General features: G+C 70.5%; 17 protein-coding genes. 8 read left to right on the forward strand and 9 right to left on the reverse strand.

Features of this window, described 5'->3' with window-relative positions; translation table 11 throughout:
- Positions 1-24 precede the first annotated feature (24 nt).
- From NGK70_RS24245 to NGK70_RS24260, 4 genes are read left to right on the forward strand one after another with little or no spacing between them, the layout of a single operon-like run.
- Positions 25-1,050 carry a sialic acid TRAP transporter substrate-binding protein SiaP gene (locus tag NGK70_RS24245; protein ID WP_251971003.1) on the forward strand — a complete coding sequence of 342 codons (1,026 nt, stop codon included), beginning with the start codon at positions 25-27 and terminating at the stop codon, positions 1,048-1,050.
- The gene (locus NGK70_RS24250) at positions 1,051-1,536 is read left to right on the forward strand and encodes a TRAP transporter small permease (RefSeq protein WP_251971004.1); all 486 of its coding nucleotides are present in this window, start codon (positions 1,051-1,053) and stop codon (positions 1,534-1,536) included.
- Positions 1,533-2,831 carry a TRAP transporter large permease gene (locus NGK70_RS24255; protein WP_251971005.1) on the forward strand — a complete coding sequence of 433 codons (1,299 nt, stop codon included), beginning with the start codon at positions 1,533-1,535 and terminating at the stop codon, positions 2,829-2,831. Before NGK70_RS24250 ends, NGK70_RS24255 begins: the two co-directional genes overlap by 4 nt.
- The gene (locus NGK70_RS24260; RefSeq protein ID WP_251971006.1) at positions 2,831-3,763 is read left to right on the forward strand and encodes a ribokinase; all 933 of its coding nucleotides are present in this window, start codon (positions 2,831-2,833) and stop codon (positions 3,761-3,763) included. Before NGK70_RS24255 ends, NGK70_RS24260 begins: the two co-directional genes overlap by 1 nt.
- 119 nt (positions 3,764-3,882) lie before the next feature.
- Here NGK70_RS24260 and NGK70_RS24265 read toward each other — a convergent pair whose 3' ends face one another.
- The 5 genes from NGK70_RS24265 to NGK70_RS24285 all read right to left on the reverse strand — a co-directional run bounded on the left by NGK70_RS24265 (position 3,883) and on the right by NGK70_RS24285 (position 9,601).
- Positions 3,883-4,317 (reverse strand): organic hydroperoxide resistance protein, encoded by a 435-nt coding sequence (locus NGK70_RS24265; RefSeq protein ID WP_251971007.1) that lies wholly within the window; start codon positions 4,315-4,317, stop codon positions 3,883-3,885.
- A 54-nt stretch (positions 4,318-4,371) separates the two neighbouring features.
- Positions 4,372-4,911 carry a MarR family winged helix-turn-helix transcriptional regulator gene (locus NGK70_RS24270; RefSeq protein WP_251971008.1) on the reverse strand — a complete coding sequence of 180 codons (540 nt, stop codon included), beginning with the start codon at positions 4,909-4,911 and terminating at the stop codon, positions 4,372-4,374.
- Between the two features lie 100 nt (positions 4,912-5,011).
- Positions 5,012-7,285: a hypothetical protein gene (locus NGK70_RS24275; protein WP_251971009.1), complete on the reverse strand. Its 2,274-nt coding sequence runs from the start codon at positions 7,283-7,285 to the stop codon at positions 5,012-5,014.
- Between the two features lie 15 nt (positions 7,286-7,300).
- The gene (locus tag NGK70_RS24280; protein ID WP_251971010.1) at positions 7,301-8,104 is read right to left on the reverse strand and encodes a CbbQ/NirQ/NorQ/GpvN family protein; all 804 of its coding nucleotides are present in this window, start codon (positions 8,102-8,104) and stop codon (positions 7,301-7,303) included.
- A 114-nt stretch (positions 8,105-8,218) separates the two neighbouring features.
- The gene (locus NGK70_RS24285) at positions 8,219-9,601 is read right to left on the reverse strand and encodes a ribulose-bisphosphate carboxylase (protein WP_251971011.1); all 1,383 of its coding nucleotides are present in this window, start codon (positions 9,599-9,601) and stop codon (positions 8,219-8,221) included.
- Between the two features lie 236 nt (positions 9,602-9,837).
- Between NGK70_RS24285 and NGK70_RS24290 the strand changes: the two genes are divergently transcribed.
- Both NGK70_RS24290 and NGK70_RS24295 read left to right on the forward strand, forming a co-directional pair.
- Positions 9,838-10,920, forward strand: coding sequence for an ABC transporter substrate-binding protein (locus NGK70_RS24290; protein ID WP_251971012.1), 1,083 nt, complete (start codon positions 9,838-9,840; stop codon positions 10,918-10,920).
- 23 nt (positions 10,921-10,943) lie between these two features.
- Entirely contained in the window at positions 10,944-12,389 is a 1,446-nt protein-coding gene (locus tag NGK70_RS24295; RefSeq protein ID WP_251971013.1) for a diguanylate cyclase domain-containing protein, read from the forward strand.
- Here NGK70_RS24295 and NGK70_RS24300 read toward each other — a convergent pair.
- The gene (locus tag NGK70_RS24300) at positions 12,379-13,506 is read right to left on the reverse strand and encodes an HD-GYP domain-containing protein (protein ID WP_251971014.1); all 1,128 of its coding nucleotides are present in this window, start codon (positions 13,504-13,506) and stop codon (positions 12,379-12,381) included. The two genes, NGK70_RS24295 and NGK70_RS24300, sit on opposite strands and share 11 nt — an antisense overlap.
- A gap of 127 nt (positions 13,507-13,633) precedes the next feature.
- On the opposite strand from NGK70_RS24300, the gene NGK70_RS24305 reads away from it, so the two are divergent.
- Positions 13,634-14,821: an acetyl-CoA C-acyltransferase family protein gene (locus NGK70_RS24305; RefSeq protein ID WP_251971015.1), complete on the forward strand. Its 1,188-nt coding sequence runs from the start codon at positions 13,634-13,636 to the stop codon at positions 14,819-14,821.
- Between the two features lie 79 nt (positions 14,822-14,900).
- Here the strand turns inward: NGK70_RS24305 and NGK70_RS24310 are convergent, their stop codons facing one another.
- Positions 14,901-15,524, reverse strand: a complete 624-nt coding sequence (locus NGK70_RS24310; RefSeq protein ID WP_251971016.1) for a methyltransferase domain-containing protein — start codon at positions 15,522-15,524, stop codon at positions 14,901-14,903.
- A 20-nt stretch (positions 15,525-15,544) separates the two neighbouring features.
- Entirely contained in the window at positions 15,545-15,865 is a 321-nt protein-coding gene (locus tag NGK70_RS24315) for an antibiotic biosynthesis monooxygenase family protein (RefSeq protein ID WP_251971017.1), read from the reverse strand.
- A 79-nt stretch (positions 15,866-15,944) separates the two neighbouring features.
- On the opposite strand from NGK70_RS24315, the gene NGK70_RS24320 reads away from it, so the two are divergent.
- Positions 15,945-16,493, forward strand: coding sequence for a YaeQ family protein (locus tag NGK70_RS24320; RefSeq protein ID WP_251971018.1), 549 nt, complete (start codon positions 15,945-15,947; stop codon positions 16,491-16,493).
- 10 nt (positions 16,494-16,503) lie between these two features.
- On the opposite strand, the gene NGK70_RS24325 is transcribed toward NGK70_RS24320, so the two are convergent.
- Positions 16,504-18,060: a methyl-accepting chemotaxis protein gene (locus NGK70_RS24325; RefSeq protein ID WP_251971019.1), complete on the reverse strand. Its 1,557-nt coding sequence runs from the start codon at positions 18,058-18,060 to the stop codon at positions 16,504-16,506.
- Positions 18,061-18,126 lie beyond the last annotated feature (66 nt).

Below are 18,126 nucleotides of genomic sequence, written 5' to 3' on the forward strand. Positions count from 1 at the left end.
CCCACAACACGAAGGAGACCTCTGATGACGACACGCATTGCCTCCGCGCCACTGCGCCGCGCCCTGCTCGCCGCCGCCTGCGCCGGCGTGGCCACCGCGGCCGCCTGGCTACCGACCGCCGTGCAGGCCCAGACCAAGACGCTGCTGCGCATCTCCACCCCCGCGGTGCCGGACGACTGGCACGGCAGGATGTGGACGGTGTTCAAGGACGCGCTCGACAAGTCCGCTCCGGGCGAGTTCGACGTGCAGATCAACCTGAACGCCACACTGTTCAAGCAGGGCACCGAGCCGGCGGCGATGGCGCGCGGCAACCTGGAGCTGAGCTCGATCTCGGCCTTCGACATCGCCAAGCAGGTGCCGGAGTTCAGCATCTTCACCGCCGGCTACGTGATCCGCGACCCGGCGCACCAGCAGAAGGTCTTCGCCGGCCCGATCGGCACGGAGATGTTCAAGCTCGCCACCGACAAGATGGACGTGACGCTGCTCACCCCCATCTACCTCGGCACCCGGCAGGTCAACCTGCGCGACGTGAAACCGGTCAAGACACCGGCCGACCTCAAGGGCGTCAAGCTGCGCATGCCCGGCAGCAAGGAGTGGCTGTTCCTGGGTGAGGCACTCGGGGCCACCGCCACGCCGCTGGCCTTCGGCGAGGTCTACATGGGCCTGAAGACCGGCACCATCGACGGCCAGGACAACCCGCTGCCCACCGTACGCGCCGCCAAGTTCTACGAGGTCACCAAGCAGTTGGTGCTCACCAACCACCTGGTGGACGGCATCTTCATCGCCATCTCCGACAAGGCATGGAAGGCGATGAGCCCGGCGCAGCAGCAGAAGGTGAGCGCCGCCGCGGCCGCGGCCGCGGCCTTCAACAACGAGAACCGCATGAAGGAGGAGGCGCAGATCGTCGACTTCTTCAAGAGCCAGGGGCTGACGGTGACGACGCCGGACGTCGAGGCCTTCCGCAAGCACGTGCAGGCGGCCTACGCAAGCAGCGACATCGCCAAGGCCTGGCCGAAGGGCCTGCTCGAGCGCATCAACAACACCCGGTAAATGCTGCGGCGACTCAAGGCGGCGGCCGACGCGCTGGGCGCCGGCCTCTTCCTGGCGCTCTTCGCCGTCTTCATGGTGCAGATCGTGGCGCGCTTCGGCTTCAACCGGCCGCTGCCCTGGACCGACGAGCTGGCGGTGTGCCTCTACGTCTGGGTGATCCTCTGGGCCGCAGCGGCCATCGTGCCGGAGCGCGAGCACGTGATGTTCGACCTGGTGTGGAACGCGGTGGGCGGGCGGGCGCGGCAGTTCATGCGCATCGCCGGCAACCTCATGATCGGCGGGCTGGCCGCCTGGGCGCTGCCGGCCTGCTGGGACTATGTGCACTTCATGAACCGCGAGGGCACCCCCGTGCTGGGCATCCCGTTCATGTGGGTGTTCCTGCCCTTCGTGGCGCTGCTGATCGCCCTGGTGATCCGCGCCCTGCGCAACATCGGGCGCGCCCTGCGCGGACTGGACCTGGAAGACGCCGGGGTGCCCACGTCATGAGTTCCTCCCTGCTCGCCCTGATCGGCGTCTTGCTCGCCGGCCTGCTGATGCGCCTGCCCATCGGCTTCTCGATGATCGCCTCGGGCATCGCCTACCTGGTGGCCAAGCAGCAGGACCTGGGGCTGGCGGCCGAGCAGATCGGCAACGGCCTGTACAACAGCTACGTGCTGCTGGCCGTGCCGATGTTCGTCTTCGCCGCCAACCTGATGAACGCCGGCACGGTGAGCGAGCGCCTGTTCGACTTCTGCCGCATCCTGGTCGGCCGGCTGCGCGGCGGGCTGGCGCAGGTGGACATCCTCGTCAGCGTGATCTTCTCGGGCATGAGCGGCAGCGCCATTGCGGACGCCGCCGGCCCCGGGCTGGTGACGATCCGCCAGATGCTGAAGAAGCCCGAGTACTCCCGCGGCTTCGCCGGCGCGGTGGTGGTGGCCAGTGCCACGTTGGGGCCGATCATCCCGCCCTCGATCCCGATGGTGATCTACGGCCTGGTCTCCGGCGCCTCGGTGGGCGCGCTCTTCCTCGGCGGCGTGCTGCCGGGCGCGCTGATGGCGCTGTCGATGATGGCGGTGGTGGGGGTCATCGCCCGGCGCCGCCACATGCCGCGCGAGGCGCCGGTGCCTCTGGCCGAGTGGCCGCAGGTGCTGTGGCGAGGCGCGCTGCCGCTGTCCATGCCCATCGTGCTGCTGGGCGGCATCTACTCGGGCGCCTTCACGCCCACCGAGGCGGCGGCGGTGGCCGCCGCACATGCGCTGATCCTCTCGACGCTGGTCTACCGCGCGCTGGACTGGCGCCGCTTCTACGCCGTGGTGCTGGAGTCGGTGCGCTCCAGTGCGGTGATCACGCTGATCCTGGCCGGCAGCTTCCTGCTCAACTACGCCTTCACCGCCGAGGGCGTGCCGCAGGCGATGGCGCAGTGGGTCGACGCACTGCACCTGGGCCCGACGCAGTTCCTGCTGCTGGTCAACGTCATGTTCCTGCTGCTGGGCTGCTTCCTCGACGTGAGCGTGCTGCTGTTGGTGTTCGTGCCGATGCTGCTGCCGGCGGTCAAGGCGCTGGGCATCGACCTGGTGCACTTCGGCGTGCTGGTGGTGCTCAACATGATGATCGGCCTGATCCACCCGCCGTTTGGCATGCTGCTGTTCGTCACCAAGGCGCTCACCGGCGTCCCGATCGGCGAGATGATGAAGGAGGGCTGGCCCTTCATCGTCATGCTGCTGGTGCTGCTGCTGGCGATGACCTTCTTCCCGCAGATCGTGCTGTGGCTGCCGCAGACGATGGGCTACGGAGGCAAGTGATGAGCGACTGCAGGGCCGAGGTGGTCTGCCTGGCGAGCTGGAACGCCGACCTGATCTGCCGCGTCGCGCGGCCGCTGCAGCGCGGCGAGACGGTGATGGGCCGCGACTTCCGCGTCGCCCCCGGCGGCAAGGGTTCCAACGCCGCGATCGCCTGCGCCCGCCAGGGCGCGCGCACCGCGCTGCTGGCTCGCATCGGCGCGGACGACTTCGGCCGCATGGCGCTGGCGCTCTGGGACGCCGAGGGCATCGACCGCCGCGCCGTCGAGGTGGTGACCGGCGAGCCCAGCGGCGTCGCGCAGATCCTCGTCTACGACGACGGCGACAACAGCATCGCCGTGGCCTCCGGCGCCAACGCCGGGCTGGGTCCGGCCCATGTCGACGCCGCGGCGGACCTGCTGCGCGGCGCCCGGGTGGTGGTCACCAGCTGCGAAGTGCCGCTGGCGGCGACGCTCGCGGCCTTCCGCCTGGCGCGCGCCGCGGGCGTGACCACGCTGCTCAACCCGGCGCCGGCCCCGGCCCAGCCGCTGCCGGCCGAGCTGATCGCGCTGACCGACCTGCTGACGCCCAACGAAACCGAGTTGCGCGCGCTGGCGGACGAGCCGGCCGGGGGCGACCCGGCCCTCGCCGCGCAGCGCCTGCAGGCGGCCGGCGCGGGCGCGATCGTCGTCACCCGCGGTGCGGCGGGCTGGACGCTGTTCGAGCCCGGCCGCGCTCCGGTGCACGGCAGCGGCCACCGGGTCCCGGTCAGCGACACCATCGGCGCAGGCGACACCTTCACCGGCGCGCTGGCCGCGGCGCTCGCGCGCGGCGAGCCAATGCAGGAAGCGCTGCGGCAGGCCAACGCGGCGGCGGCGCTGTCGGTCACCGGCGCCGGCGCGCTGGGCGGCATGCCCGACGTGGACGCGGTGAAGCGCCTGCTGGTCAGCGGCTGAGCGCGCCCGGCCTACGGCCCCTTGAAGGGCGAGCGCCAGCCGCCCTGCCACCGCAGGTGCTGCAGGTGGACTTCCAGGCGGTCAGGCGGTCAAGCCGGCAGTTGGCCAGGCCGGCAGGATCAGGCCACCGTCAGCGTCACGTCGATGTTGCCGCGCGTGGCGTTGGAGTAGGGGCAGACCTCGTGCGCGGCGGCCACCAGGGCCTCCAGCGCGGCGCGCTCCATGCCCGGCACGCTGATTTGCATCGCCACGGCGATGCCGAAGGCGCCCGGCTTGCCGGTCATCGGGCCGATCCCCACCGACGAGGCGATGCTGACTTCAGCCGGCAGCGCCAGCTTCTGGCGCGCGGCCACGGCCTTCATCGCGCCGATGAAGCAGGCCGCGTAACCGGCGGCAAAGAGCTGCTCCGGGTTGGTGCCGGCGCCGCCCGCGCCGCCGAGCTGGCGGGGGGTGGACAGGGCGACATCCAGCGCACCGTCGTCGGACTTGGCGGTGCCGGCGCGGCCTCCGGTGGCGGTGGCGTGGGCGGTGTAGAGGGCTTGGTCGATGGCCATGGGATGCTCCGTTCGTGGGTGGGTGAGGAAAGAAAGAAGGCAGGCGGCGCGCCGTCAACCCGCCGGGTCGGGAGGCGAGTCCGCTGCGGGCGCAGGCCCTTCCTGCGCGTCGACCAGCCGGCGCCGCAGGTTCTGCAGTCGCTGGGTCAGGTCGATGATCTCGTCGAGCTCGCAAGCCGTCGCACAGGCCACGGCCCGCGGCACCGCCTGCGCACGCTCGCGCAGGTCACGCCCGGCGGTAGTCAGGCTGAGCAGCACCCGGCGCTCGTCGGCGGCGTCGCGCCGGCGCTGCAGCAGGCCCTGTGCCTCCAGCCGCTTGAGGAGCGGCGTCAACGTACCGCTGTCGAGGAACAGCCGCGCGCCAAGCTGGCCGACGGTCTCGCCGTCACGCTCCCAGAGCGCCAGCATCACCAGGTACTGCGGATAGGTCAGCCCCAGCGGATCGAGCAGCGGCTTGTAGAGCTTGGTCATCGACAGCGAGGCCGAATACAGCGCGAAGCAGAGCTGTCGGTCCAGCGCCAGCCAGCCGGCGTCAGCCGCGGCGGGCGCCGGATCGAGGGGGCTGGCGGCGGAAGGGGTCGGTGTCGAATCCATGGCTGAATTATTGTTGGCAATTCAATTGCACACAATTTAAAAGGTCATTGGAAGCCATGTCCCCACTGGTCAGGGATCTTCACCACCGCGCCAGCGTCGCTCAGCGCGTCAGCCCCAGGAAGATCTCCGGCAGCCGGCGCGGCAGCTGGGCCACCCGGTCGATGACGCTGCAGCGCGCACCGAAGATGCGGCCGACGTAGGCGTCGGCCTGGGCGTCCAGGCTGATGCAGTGGGTGTACAGGCCCTGCGCGTCCAGCTCGTGCACCGCCTGGGCGGCGTCGGCGACGAGGTGCTCCGGGTCGGCCACGTCCACGTCGCTGGGGCGGCCGTCGGTGAGCACGAGCAGCAGGCGGCGGTCGGCCCGGCGGCCGCTGAGCAGCTCGCCGGCGTGGCGCAGCGCCGCGCCCATGCGGGTGGAGAACGCCCCCTGCACGCCCGCGAGCCGCGCCTTGGGCGCCTCATCCCAGGCCTCGCTGAAGCCCTTGACGTGCAGCAGGTCGACGCGCTGGCGCGTGTCGGAGTGGAATCCGACGATGGCGAGCTGGTCGCCCAGCGTGGCGATCGCCCCGGCCAGCAGCGCCACCGCGGCGCGGCTCAGGCTGAGCACGGTTTCGCCGGACTCAGCGCCCGGTTCGCCGCCGCCTTCCCCGGCCGGCACGGGATCCTTGACCCGGTCGTTCACCGACGCCGACAGGTCCATCAGCAGCAGCACCGCGATGTCGCGGCCGTCCGTGCGGTGGCTCATCTGCACCCGGGTGTCGGGCAGCAGGCCAGCGCGCAGGTCGCCCAGCGCGGCAATCGCCCGATCCAGGTCCAGCTCGCTGCCCTCCTCCTGATGGTGCAGGCGCACACGGTCCTGGGGCTTCAGGGCATCGAGCAGGCGCTTGAGGTCACGCTCGGTGTCGTGGTGGCGCGCCAGCAGCGCGTCGATGTCCGCGGCGCGGCCGGCCGGCTGCAGGCGGTCGTAGACCTTCACCCAATCGGGCCGGTAGGCCAGCGCCGCGGCGTCCCACTCGGGGTAGAGGCGCGGCGGCAGTTCGTCCGGCTCGGCCTCGGCGGGGCGTGGCGGCTGGTCGCCCAGCGTGTCCTCCTCGTCGCCGGCCTCAATGAAGCGCCAGAGGTGACGGTTGTCGTCGCGCCAGTCGACCTGCGTGCCCTCGAAGATCACCTCGGCGAATTGGTCGCTGGGCCGGCGGCTGCGCGCCACCCAGGCCAGCGCCAGCGTGGCCATCTCCCTGGTACTGGATTCGCCCCTCGACAGTGATTCGGTGAATCGGGCCACGCATTCCCGCTCAAGGTCGTCGCCGGACTCGCTGGTGAGCAAGGCGCGGGACAGCCGCGTCAGGCGCAGCCGCAGCGTGCTGACGCGGCGCTGTGAATCCGCAGCGTCATCGGGATCGGCCGGCGGTGTCGGGTGCAGCGCGCGCATCGCCGCGCCCAGGCCGGGGAAGCGCCGCAGCAGCAGCGCGTCGATGCGCGCGTCCTCCACGGTTTCCACTGCCAGGCGCTGCATCGGGCTCCAGTTGTCGGCCACGAGTGAGTGGCTCCAGCGCCGATGCCCGGCCAGGTGCGCGGCCATCAGGCGGTAGCGCTGCAGGGCGCCCACGCCGGCGCGGGCCGCCAGCCGCTCGGGCAGGTGCAGGCCGTCGGCCTCCAGGCACGGCAATGCCGCGGCGGCCTCGCCATCAGTCGTCGGTTCCGGTAGCGGCAGGATCGGCTCGTCCAGCGCCCAGAGCGCACGCAGCGTCAGCATCAGCCGCCGTTCGGCGTCGGCCAGCGCCAGCCCGGGGCGCTCGCGGTTGAACAGCGCCCGGCTGTCCGGCGACTCCCGGCGCAGGAACTCCGCCAGCCGGTCCGGGTGATGGCCGTGCAGGCGCAGGCCGGCGTCCAGCCAGCGGCCCAGGCCGGCCACCGGAACGCGGGCCAGCAGGCCGGGCGACTCAGCCAGGAAGACCGGCAGCGCCGCGCTCGGGTCGATGGCGCGGTGGTGAATCGCGACACTGCTGCCCCGCTGCAGCGCCAGCACCTGCGCCAGCCAGCCGGTAGCGTCGGCGACGGTGAACAGCCGCAGCGCCGGCAGCACCGCCAGCAGCGCGCCGATGGCGCGGCCGTCCGGCGTCTTCTGCAGCGCCGCCAGCGCCTCGCGCAGCGGGGCGAGCAGGCCGGGGCCGAGTCGGGCCAGCAGCGCGGCGCCGTGCAGCAGCCACTGCCGCTGCGGCTCGGCGCCACGGCCCAGCCGGCCGAGCCAGAAGGCCAGGTCCAGCCAGGCGTCCACGGTGTCGGCATCCAGCCGCTCGCGCGCCTGGGCGACGCAGGCATCGAAGATCGCGTCGACCTCCGCGAAGCGCGGGCCGGGGCGCTGGGGGGCGAGCATGCCCACGCTCGGCCGTCAGCCGAGCACCGCGTCGATCGCATGGTCGAGCGATTCGCGGATGTCGGCGTCATCGGTGATCGGGCAGACCATGGCCATGCGGGCGGCCTCGCGCGGGGCGACGCCATGGGCGATGAGCTGGCCAGCATTGACCAGCAGCCGCGTCGAGATGCCCTCGGCCAGGCCGTGACCCTTCAGCCGCCGCGCGGCCTGGGCGATCTCGACCAGCCGGGCCGCCAGTGCAGCGTCCAGGCCGGACTCGGCCACCAGCACCTGGGCCTCCAGCGCGGGCGGGGGATAGTCGAAGTCGAAGGCGGTGAAGCGCTGGCGGGTGGAGGGCTTCAGGTCCTTCATCAGGCTCTGGTAGCCGGGGTTGTAGGAGATGACGAGCTGGAAGTCCGGGTGCGCGCGCACCAGCTCGCCCTTCTTGTCCAGCGGCAGGCAGCGCCGGTGGTCGGTCAGCGCATGGATCACCACGGTGGTGTCCTGGCGGGCCTCCACCACCTCGTCGAGGTAGCAGATGCCGCCATGCCGCGCGGCCAGCGTCAGTGGGCCGTCCTGCCAGCGGGTGCCGGTGGGCTCCAGCAGGAAGCGGCCGACCAGGTCGGCGGCGGTCATGTCCTCGTTGCAGGCCACCGTCACCAGCGGCCGGCCGAGCCGCCAGGCCATGAACTCGACGAAGCGCGACTTGCCGCAGCCCGTCGGCCCCTTGAGCATCACCGGCAGGCGCGCGGCGTAGGCGGCCTCGTACAGCGCCACCTCGTTGCCCTGAGGCCGGTAGTGCGGCTCGGCGGTGAGGCGCCAGTCGTGCAGCGGGTCCATCCAGGATGCCTCCAGCGAAGTCGGGTTTTCAGAGAGCGACCGCCGTGGATCCGGCTTGGCCGGTCCACTGGCGGTGCCCCCCTTGGGGGGAGCGGCGTCAGCCGCAACGGGGGGTTATCGATGGACTCCGGAGAGCTTGTCGCGCCAGCCGGGGAAGATCGCGTCCGCGTCCTTCGGGAAGCTGTCGAAGGCGCGGGCGAACTCGCGGTGTTCCTTCGCCCACTCGATCGGGTCGGCCTTCGCCTTCCAGCACTCGTAGGCCTGACGCAGGCTCTTGGCGCCAGCGGCCGGGCTGTCGATGTGGCCGTAGCTGCCGCCACCGGCGGTGTTGATGACGTTGCCGTGGCCCAGGTTCTCGAAGAAGCCGGGCAGGCGCAGCGCGTTCATGCCGCCGGAGATGATCGGCGTGGTCGGCTTCATGCCGTACCACTCCTGGTGGTAGACCGGGCCCTGGTAGCTGTCGCGCTCGATGATGTAGGCGATGGCCCGGTCGTCCTTCTCGCCCTCCATCTTTCCGTAACCCATGGTGCCGACGTGGATGCCGGAGGCACCCTGCAGCCGGCTCATCTTGGCCAGCACGTAGGCGCTGTAGCCGCGCTTGGCGCTGGGCGAGGTCACGGCGCCGTGACCGGCGCGGTGGTAGTGCAGGTACTGCCCCGGGAAGTGGCGCCGTGCGGTGGTGACCATGCCGGGGCCGCCGACGTAGCCGTCGACCAGGAAGGCCACTTTGTCGGCATCCGGGCCAAAGGCGCCGAGGATGAACTCGCCGCGCGCCAGCATCTCGTAGTGGTCGTCGGCGGTGATGTTGGCCGAGAAGAGCTTGGCCTCGCCGGTCTCGTCCATGGCCCGGCGCATCGCATCGACCACCAGCGGGATGGTCTTCTTCATCGGCGCGAAGACCTGGTTGCCCTGCGGCTCGTCGTTCTTGATGAAGTCGCCGCCCAGCCAGAACTCGTAGGCCGCGCGGGCAAACGGCTCCGGGCGCAGGCCCAGCTTGGGCTTGATGATGGTGCCGGCGATGTAGCCGCCGTCCTTCACCGGGCGGCCCAGGATGCGCCACAGGTCGCTGATGTCCTTGCTGGGGCCGTCAAAGAGCTGGATGGCACGCGGCGGCACCCAGAAGTCGATCATCTTGGCGTGCGCGATGTCGCCCATGCCCTGGTTGTTGCCGATCGCCAGCGTCAGGAAGCTGACCATCATCATCCGCCCGTCGGTGATATTGCGGTCGAACAGGTCCAGCGGGTAGGCGATGCGCATGTCCTCGCGCGCCTCGTCGATGTGGTAGACGAGCGCGTCGACGCCGCGGGTGAAGTCGTCGGTGGTGCTGACCTCGACGTTGGTGCCGGTGCTGGACTCGGCGGCAAAGTGCGCTGCCGCCTCCAGGTAGCCGTGGCCCGGCTTGGGCAGCATCTTGTAGGCGACGAGGATGTGGCCGCCGCCGCGGATCAGGTCCTCCTCGCGCAGGCTGAGGTCGGCGTAACGGTGCGATTGGTCCATGGCTGGTCTCCTGGGGGTCCGGGGGGTCCGGGGGCAACGGCGAAGGCGCTGGATGCGGTGTGGATCGATGCGGTCACTGTAGGAGCGCATGAAACTAAGGTGAAGTCACGTTTTCTGATGCGTGGATTCAACCTTCACTTACTTAACCCGGCGGTTACCTTGCTGCAGCTCAACTTGGCCACCTCGCGGCCGATGACCTTGGGGATTCCCAGCGCCGCCCTGTCAGGAGCCGTTTCATGTCACGTCCCCCACGTCCCCCACGTCCCCCACACCCTCAGTGCCTCGCCGCATCCCGGCGCCAGTTCCTCCTGCGCCAGGGTGGCCTGCTGGCCCTGAGTGCCGCGGGCCTGCTCGCTGCCCGCCCCGCGCACGCCGCACCGCTGCGCATCCTGCACGTGGCGAGCTACCGCATGGACTGGGTCTGGAACAAGCAGCAGTTCGACAGCTTCAAGGAGGCCCTGGGCATCGCAGACGCCACCTTCAAGGTCGTCGAGCTGGACGCCAAGCACAAGGAGGCCTCCAAACGCGCGGCGGCCATCAAGGAGGCCCTGACGCTGATCGAGCAGTGGCAGCCGGACCTGGTCTACACCAATGACGACTACGCCCAGTCCGAGGTGGCGGTGAAGTTCCTGAACTCGGACATCCCGTTCGTCTACTCCGGGGTGAACAAGGAACATGCCGACTACGGCTTTGACAAGGCGAAGAACATCACCGGCGTGCTGGAGCGCGAGCACTTCCTGGGCACCCTGGCGCTGCTGCGCTCGGTCAAGCCCCAGAGCGGCAAGCTCAAGCTGGCCATCGTGCTCGACGACGACCCCACGTGGGTCGGCGTGAAGGCCCGCATCCTGAAGGACCTGGCCAAGCGCGACGACATCGACAGCGTGCAGTGGCTCCAGCCCCGGACCTTCGACGAGTACAAGGCCCAGGTCACGGCGCTGCAGGGCAAGGTGGACGCCCTGGGCACGCTGGGCATCTTCCGCTTCACCAAGCCGGGCGGCGGCTTCGCCGACTACGAGGAGGTGTCGCGCTGGACGGTGGACAACAGCAAGTTGCCGGACTTCTCCTTCTGGGACACCCGGGTGGAGCGCGGCACGCTGTGCTCGGTGACCGTGTCGGGCATCGAGCAGGGCCGCCTGGCAGGCAAGATGGCGCGCCGCATCCTGCTGGACAAGGTGTCGCCCGCGGCCATCACGCCCGAGCCCACCGCGAAGGGCCGCCCGATGATCTCGCTGGCCCGCGCTCGCAAGCTGGGCCTGACGATCGACTCCGGCGTGCTGCTGGGCGCCGAGGTACTGTCGCGCTTCGTCTGGGAGCAGTGATGGACCCGGCAGGACGTTGAGCCATGGCCATCTCGCTGCCGCTGCGCATCAACCTGATCTCGCTGGTCTTCGCCTCCGTGGTGGCCACGGTGCTGACCGGCCTGGGGGGCGTCTTCCTGCACCACCAGCAGATGGAGAACGCCGCCAACCGGGCCTACTTCGCCGCCGAGGAGCTGGCCGCCCGCGCCCAGCGCCTGCTGGCCCTGGAGATGCGGGTCGAGGACTTCCTCAACTTCGAGCAGCAGTGCGCGGCCGTGATCCAGAACAACGAGCTGCTGCACGAGGCTGCCCTGCTCGACGCCCGTGGCCAGCTGCGCTACCGCAGCACGCCAGGGCCGATGGCCACACCGCTGCCCACCGACCTGGTCGAGACCGCGCACCGCTCGGCCCTGGCACATGGCCAGGCATCGGGCGAGTACGTCGTGCTGCCCATCCTGCGCGGCAAGGACACCCTCACCGCCTACGCGGTCGTGGCGATCGACACGGCCGCCGTGCTGCGCAGCACGCTGCAGCGCGTGGCCTGGCTGGTGCTCAGCGCCATCGCCCTGTTCGCGCTGGCGGTGGTGCTGCAGCAGTACATCTTCTGGCGCGCCATCGGGCGCCCGCTGGGCACGCTGGTGCAGACGGCCGACGAGATCCAGCCCGATCACCTGTCCGAGTTCCCCGTGCTGCCCGAGCAGCAGGATGCGGACGACATCGGCCGGCTCTACGGCGCCTTCTCCCGCCTGATGCAGCGCCTGATGGAGGCCCGCCGCCAGCTGCTGGCACACAACGAGGCCCTGGAGGCGACCGTGCGCGAGCGCACGGTCCAGCTCACCGAGGCCAACGAGGAGCTGGCCCGGGACATCCGCCGGCGTGAACAGCTGGAGGAGGAGCTGCGTCGCCTGGCCAGCACCGACGCGCTGACCGGCCTGGCCAACCGGGCCTTTGTGATGAGCTACCTGTCCAAGCGCATCGACCATGTGCGCCGCTACCGCAGCAGCCTGGGCGTGATGCTGTTCGACTTCGACGGCTTCAAGGCCATCAACGACACCCACGGCCACGCAGCGGGCGACCAGGCGCTCAAGGTGATGGCACACCGCCTGCAGTCGACCTGCCGTCAGTCCGATCTCGTGGCGCGTCTGGGTGGGGACGAGTTCCTGATCGTGTTCGAGGGCTTCGAAGACCCCGCGGGCGTCGTCACCCTGGGCGAGCGGGTGATCCATCTGTTCGACGAACCGATCGACTGGAACGGTGTGCCACTGCACCTCGGCGTGAGCATCGGCGCCGCCCTGTTCCCCGCGCACGGGGCCGACAGGGACACCCTGCTGGCCCAGGCGGACCTGGCGATGTACGACATCAAGCAGCACGGTGGCGGCTTCGCCATGGCGCAGGCTCCGGCAGGAACCGTCGCCAACGGCACCGGTGGCACCAACGGCGCGACGGGCATCACCGCCCAGGCGGCACCCGCCGAAGCCGTCAGCCCGTGACCTGCAGGCCGCGCAGCTTGGCCTCCAGCGTGGCCTGGGTATCGGCGTAGCGCGCGGCGATGTCGCAGAAATGCCCGTAGGTGGCGATGAAGGCATCCACCACATCGGGATCGAACTGCCGGCCGCTCTGCTCCACGATCATGGCGCGAGCCACCTCCGGCGAGAAAGGCTCCTTGTAGACGCGCCGGGAGATCAGCGCATCGAACACGTCGGCCAGCGCCATCAGCCGCGCCGAGACGGGAATCGCGTCGCCCGCCAGGCCATCCGGGTAGCCCGTGCCGTCCCAGCGCTCGTGGTGGTGGTGGGCGATCTCCTTGGCCAGCACCAGGAACTCCACCGGCCGCGTCGCCTCGCGCTCGGCCTGCTCGATGGCCGCCGCCCCCAGGCGGGCATGGGTCTTCATGACTTCCCACTCCGCCGGCGTGAGCTTGCCTGGCTTGAGCAGGATGTGGTCCGGGATACCCACCTTGCCGATGTCGTGCAGCGGCGCCGACTTGGCCAGCGCGTCGATGGTGTGCGGCGTCAGGAAGCCCCGGAACCGCGGGTGTTCGCACAGCTGGTTGCCCAGGGTGCGCACGTACTCCTGCGTGCGCAGCAGGTGGTTGCCGGTCTCGGGGTCGCGGATTTCCGCCAGGTGCGCCAGCGCCAGGATGCTGACCTCCTGGATCAGCAGGTTTTCACCCATGCGGCGCACCACCTCGGCCTCCAGGTCGGAGTTGTGCGCCGCGAGCCGGTCACGTGCCTGCTTGAGCGCCAGGTGCGTGTGCACGCGCGCCTGCACGATCGCCGGGCGCAGCGGCTTGGTGATGTAGTCCACCGCGCCCAGCTGCAGGCCGTGCTCCTCGTCCTCGGTCGCGCCCAGCGCGGTGACGAAGATCACCGGGATGGCTCGCGTCACCTCGTCGGCCTGCAGGCGCTGCAGCACCTCGTAGCCGTCCATGCCGGGCATCAGCACGTCCAACAGGATCAGGTCGGGCAAAGGCTTGAGGGCCGCCAGGCGCAGCGCGGTGGCGCCCGAGTTGGCCGCGCGCACCTGGTAATCGCCATGCAGCAACTCGCCGAGCACCATCAGGTTCTCGGGGCTGTCATCGACGACGAGGATGATCGGGCGCGACATCAATCCAATCCTTAATGAATGAAGTCCCCCTGCGGCATGATAGCGAGTGCAATTCGCTGTCAGCCTGTCGAAAACAGGCGCGATTAGCCTGCATCCCTTCTTCTTCCATGCACCGAGGAGACACCCCATGACCGCCCCACGCGAAGTGTTCGTCGTCGCCGCCGCCCGTACCGCCATCGGTACCTATGGCGGCTCCCTGAAGGACGTGCCCCTGGCCGACTTGGCCACCACGGCGGTCAAGGCCGCCATCGCGCGCTCCGGCGCCCCCGCCGAGGCCTTCGGCCACCTGGCCATGGGCACCGTGGTGACCACCGAGCCGCGTGACTGCTACCTGAGCCGGGTCGCCGCGGTGAACGCCGGCCTGCCCAAGGAAACGCCGGCCTTCAACGTCAACCGCCTGTGCGGCTCGGGCCTGCAGGCCATCATCTCCGCCTCGCAGGCCATCCTGCTGGGCGACTGCGAAGTGGCCATCGGCGCCGGTGCCGAGAACATGAGCCGTGGCGCCTACCTGATGCCCGGCGCACGCTGGGGCACCCGCATGGGCGACGCGCAGGTCATCGACCTGATGGTCGGCGCGCTGCACGACCCCTTCCACAAGATCCACATGGGCATCACCGCCGAGAACGTCGGTGAGCAGTTCGGCATCAGCCGCCAGCAGATGGACGAGGCCGCGGCCGAGAGCCACCGCCGCGCCGCCGCCGCCACCGCCGCCGGCATCTTCAAGGACCAGATCGTTCCAGTCGAGATCGCCAGCCGCAAGGGCACGATCAGCTTCGTCACCGACGAGCACATCAAGGCCGACACCACCGCCGAATCGCTGGGCAAGATGCGCCCGGCCTTCAAGAAGGACGGTGCGGTCACCGCCGGCAACGCCTCGGGCATCAACGATGCCGCCGCCGCCGTGGCGCTGGCCAGCGCCGAGGCCGTCAAGGCCCACGGCCTGAAGCCGCTGGCCCGCCTGGTCGCCTACGCCCACACCGGCGTGGAGCCCACCATCATGGGCATCGGCCCGGTGTCCGCCACCCGCAAGGCCCTGGAGCGCGCCGGCCTGACCATCGCCGACCTGGACGTGATCGAGGCCAACGAGGCCTTCGCCGCCCAGGCCTGCGCGGTCAACAAGGAGCTGGGCCTGGATCCGGCCAAGGTGAACCCGAACGGTTCGGGCATCTCGCTGGGCCACCCGATCGGCGCCACCGGCGCGGTCATCACCACCAAGGCAGTCTACGAACTGCACCGCACCGGCGGCCGCTACGCGCTGGTGACGATGTGCATCGGCGGCGGCCAGGGCATCGCGGCGATCTTCGAACGCTGCTGATCCCCCGGCGCCGGATCCGTCCGGCGCCCGGCTTCACCGTACAACGGCCCGCTTGCGGGCCGTTGGCGTTTCTGCGGTCTCAGCGCCGGGTCAGCACGATCGCCAGTTCCGTCCAGCCGCGCGGATGCGGCACCGCCGGGTAAGGCGGTGCCGGCCAGATCCAGCGGTCGGCGGGCAGCAGGGCGCGCAGCATGCCGATGTCCAGGTGATACGGCGGGCCCTCGATGCGGCCCTGCGCCGCGCCGGGTCGCAGGATCTGCATCCCCAGCAGCGCGAGCCGCCCGCCCGGGCGCAGCCAGCGGTGCAGCTGCGCGGCGTACGCGGCCCAGTGGTCCGGGTGCAGGGCGCACCAGCAGGTCTGTTCGTAGACCCCATCCAGCGGCTCGGCCGGCTGCCACTGCAGCACGTCGGCCTGCAGCAGTTCGTCGTCCGGCGGGTTGAAGCCGGCCTGCGCGAGATTTGTGCGGGCCAGGGCGACTGCCGCGGGTGCGTAGTCGATCGCGTAGACCGGCGCACAGCCGGCCTGGCGCAGCGCCAGCACCTCATGGCCGCTGCCGCAGCCCGGCACCGCGATGCGCTGGCCCGACGCCAGCGTGCCGTCGGCCAGCCAGGCCGCCAGCTGCGGGCTGGCTGCACCGCGGTCCCAGGGCAGGTCCTGCGCCTCGAAGCGCTGCTGCCAGAAGTCGACGCTTGGGCCAGCCATGGTCGTCGGCGCGATCCGGATCAGACCCCGGCCGGCACGTCGCCGGACTTGGCGATCAGCTCGAAGTGCTCGACCACCGGCGGCTGCGCGAAGAACGGGCCGACGATGCCGCGCCACTCCGAGAAGGCCAGCGAGCCGCGGAAGCCCAGCGTGTGGTCCTCGAGCGTGGCCCACCAGATCATCAGCAGGTAGCGCTCGGGCGACTCCATGCTGCGCTGGACCTTGTAGCCGCTGAAGCCATGCGCATGGGCGATCACGGTCTCCACGCCACGGCGGATGGCGGCGTCGAAATCGGCCTGGCGGCCGGGCTGGATGCGGATGTCGGCGACTTCCAGGATCATGCGTTGCTCCGTCCTGTGATGGGTATGCGCTTCGGAAAAGCGAGGCCAGCATCCTAACCCCGCCTTCTACAATCCGCCCATGGCCCTGCGCTCCACCATCTACAAGGCCGAGTTGGCGATCGCCGACATCGACCGCGGCTACTACGCCGACCACGCCCTCACCCTGGCCCGCCACCCGTCCGAGACCGAGGAGCGCCTGATGGTGCGCGCGCTGGCCTTTGCGATGCACGCCGACGAGCGCCTGGCGCTGGCCGGCGACATCTCCACCGACGGCGAGCCGGCACTCTGGCGGCGCGACGACACCGGCGTGATCGAACAGTGGATCGAGGTCGGCCTGCCCGACGAGCGGCGGCTGCGCCGCGCCGCCGGCCGCGCCGACGAGGTGATCGTGCTGGCCTACGGCGGCCGAAAGGCGGAGGCCTGGTGGCAGGACAACGCCCGCGACCTGGCCAAGCTGCGCAACCTGACCGTGTGGTTCCTGCCACCGGAGGAATGCGAGGCCCTCACTGCCCTGGCCGAACGCAGCATGCGCCTGGGCTGCACCCACCAGGAAGGGCATTGGCTGATCAGCGGCCCGCGGGGCAGCGCCGAGCTGATCCCGCTCGCCTGGCAGCAGCCCGCGCGCTGACCACGGCGCGTCAGGCGGGCTGTCCGGTCCGGAAAGTCGACACCAGCTGCGTCAGTTGCTGCGCCTGCTGGCGCAGGCTCTCGGCCGCAGCAGCGCTCTGCTCGACCAGCGCGGCGTTCTGCTGCGTGCCCTGATCGAGCGACATCACTGCCTGGTTGACCTGTTCGATCCCCTGGGTCTGCTGCTCGGTGGCGACGTGGATCTCGCTGATCAGGTCGGTCACTTTGCGCACCCGCTCGACGATGTCGCGCATCGTCGCCCCAGCCTCCTCGGCCTGCTGACTGCCGGCGTCCACCCGGGCCACCGAGGTGTCGATCAGCGCCTTGATCTCCTTCGCGGCAGCCGCACTGCGCTGCGCGAGCGTGCGCACCTCGCCGGCCACCACGGCGAAGCCGCGGCCCTGCTCACCGGCGCGGGCCGCCTCCACCGCGGCATTGAGCGCCAGGATGTTGGTCTGGAAGGCGATACCGTCGATCACGCCGATGATCTCGGCGATGCGGCGGCTCGACTGGGTGATCTCGCCCATCGTGCCCACCACGCGCCCGACCACCTGGCCGCCCAGTCCTGCCGCCTGCGCGGCGTCCCCGGCCAATTCGCTGGCCTGGCGCGCACCGCCAGCACTGGAACGCACGGTGTCGGTCATCTGGTGCATCTGCGCGGCGGTTTCCTGCAGGGCGCTGGCCTGCTGCTCGGTGCGCCCGGACAGGTCCTGGTTGCCCGAGGCGATCTGCCCGGATGCCGAAGCGACCCCCTCGGCCACCTCCTTGATCTGGCCGACCAGGCCGACCAGGGAGCCCTGCATACGGCCCAGCGACTCGAGCACGCTCCCCGCAGGCGCCCGGTCGGCCCCCACGATCTGGCTGAGGTCACCGTCGGCCACCCGGCCTACTGCCGCGGACAGCGCCGCCGGCTCGGCCCCCAGCGAGGCGGCCAGCCGGCGCGGGATCCACCAGCCGATCAACGCAGCCAGCGCCAGTGCCAGGCCCGCCGCGCCGAACAGCAAGGCACGCTCGCGCTGCATCGCGTCGTAGGCCGCTTCGGTCTGGCGCTTCTCCGCGGCCTCGGCGATCTGCTCATATTCGTGCAGCACCTTGTTCAGCGCATTGAGCATGGGAATGCAGTCGGCATTGAGCTTGGCCAACGCCGCCTCGTGCTCACCCTTCATACCCAGCTCCACCACCCCCAGCGCCACCGGCGCGTAGGACTGTTCGACGCGGTTGAGTTCGGCAGCGGCTGCCCGGCCGCGGTCGCTCATGTCGGTGGCACGCGACACCAGGTGGTTGTAGCGCTTGAGCAGTTCGACCACCTCGCGATGCGCCACCGCCGCCGCATCGGCCTGGCGGATCCGATCCGCGGGCGTGGCGGCCAAGAGCAGATTGCGCGCCGCCACCGCCCGGTCCTTGATCGCATGGCCCAGGTTGGCAACGGTCCTGGCGCGCTCGTTCACTCCGTCCACGTAGTCGCGGAAACGCTGGTTGGCAAGATCCAAACCATAGGAGGCCAGCCCAGCCACCAGCAGGCTGGCCAATGCCAGTCCGCCGAAGCTCAGCATCAGCTGACGTTTCACCGTGAGGGGAGATCGATTGTTCATTTTGGGGATGGCGCGGGCCGAGTCAACGCAGATCTGAGTGGG

This window comes from Sphaerotilus microaerophilus, assembly GCF_023734135.1.
GTDB classification, from domain to species: Bacteria; Pseudomonadota; Gammaproteobacteria; order Burkholderiales; family Burkholderiaceae_C; genus Sphaerotilus; species Sphaerotilus microaerophilus.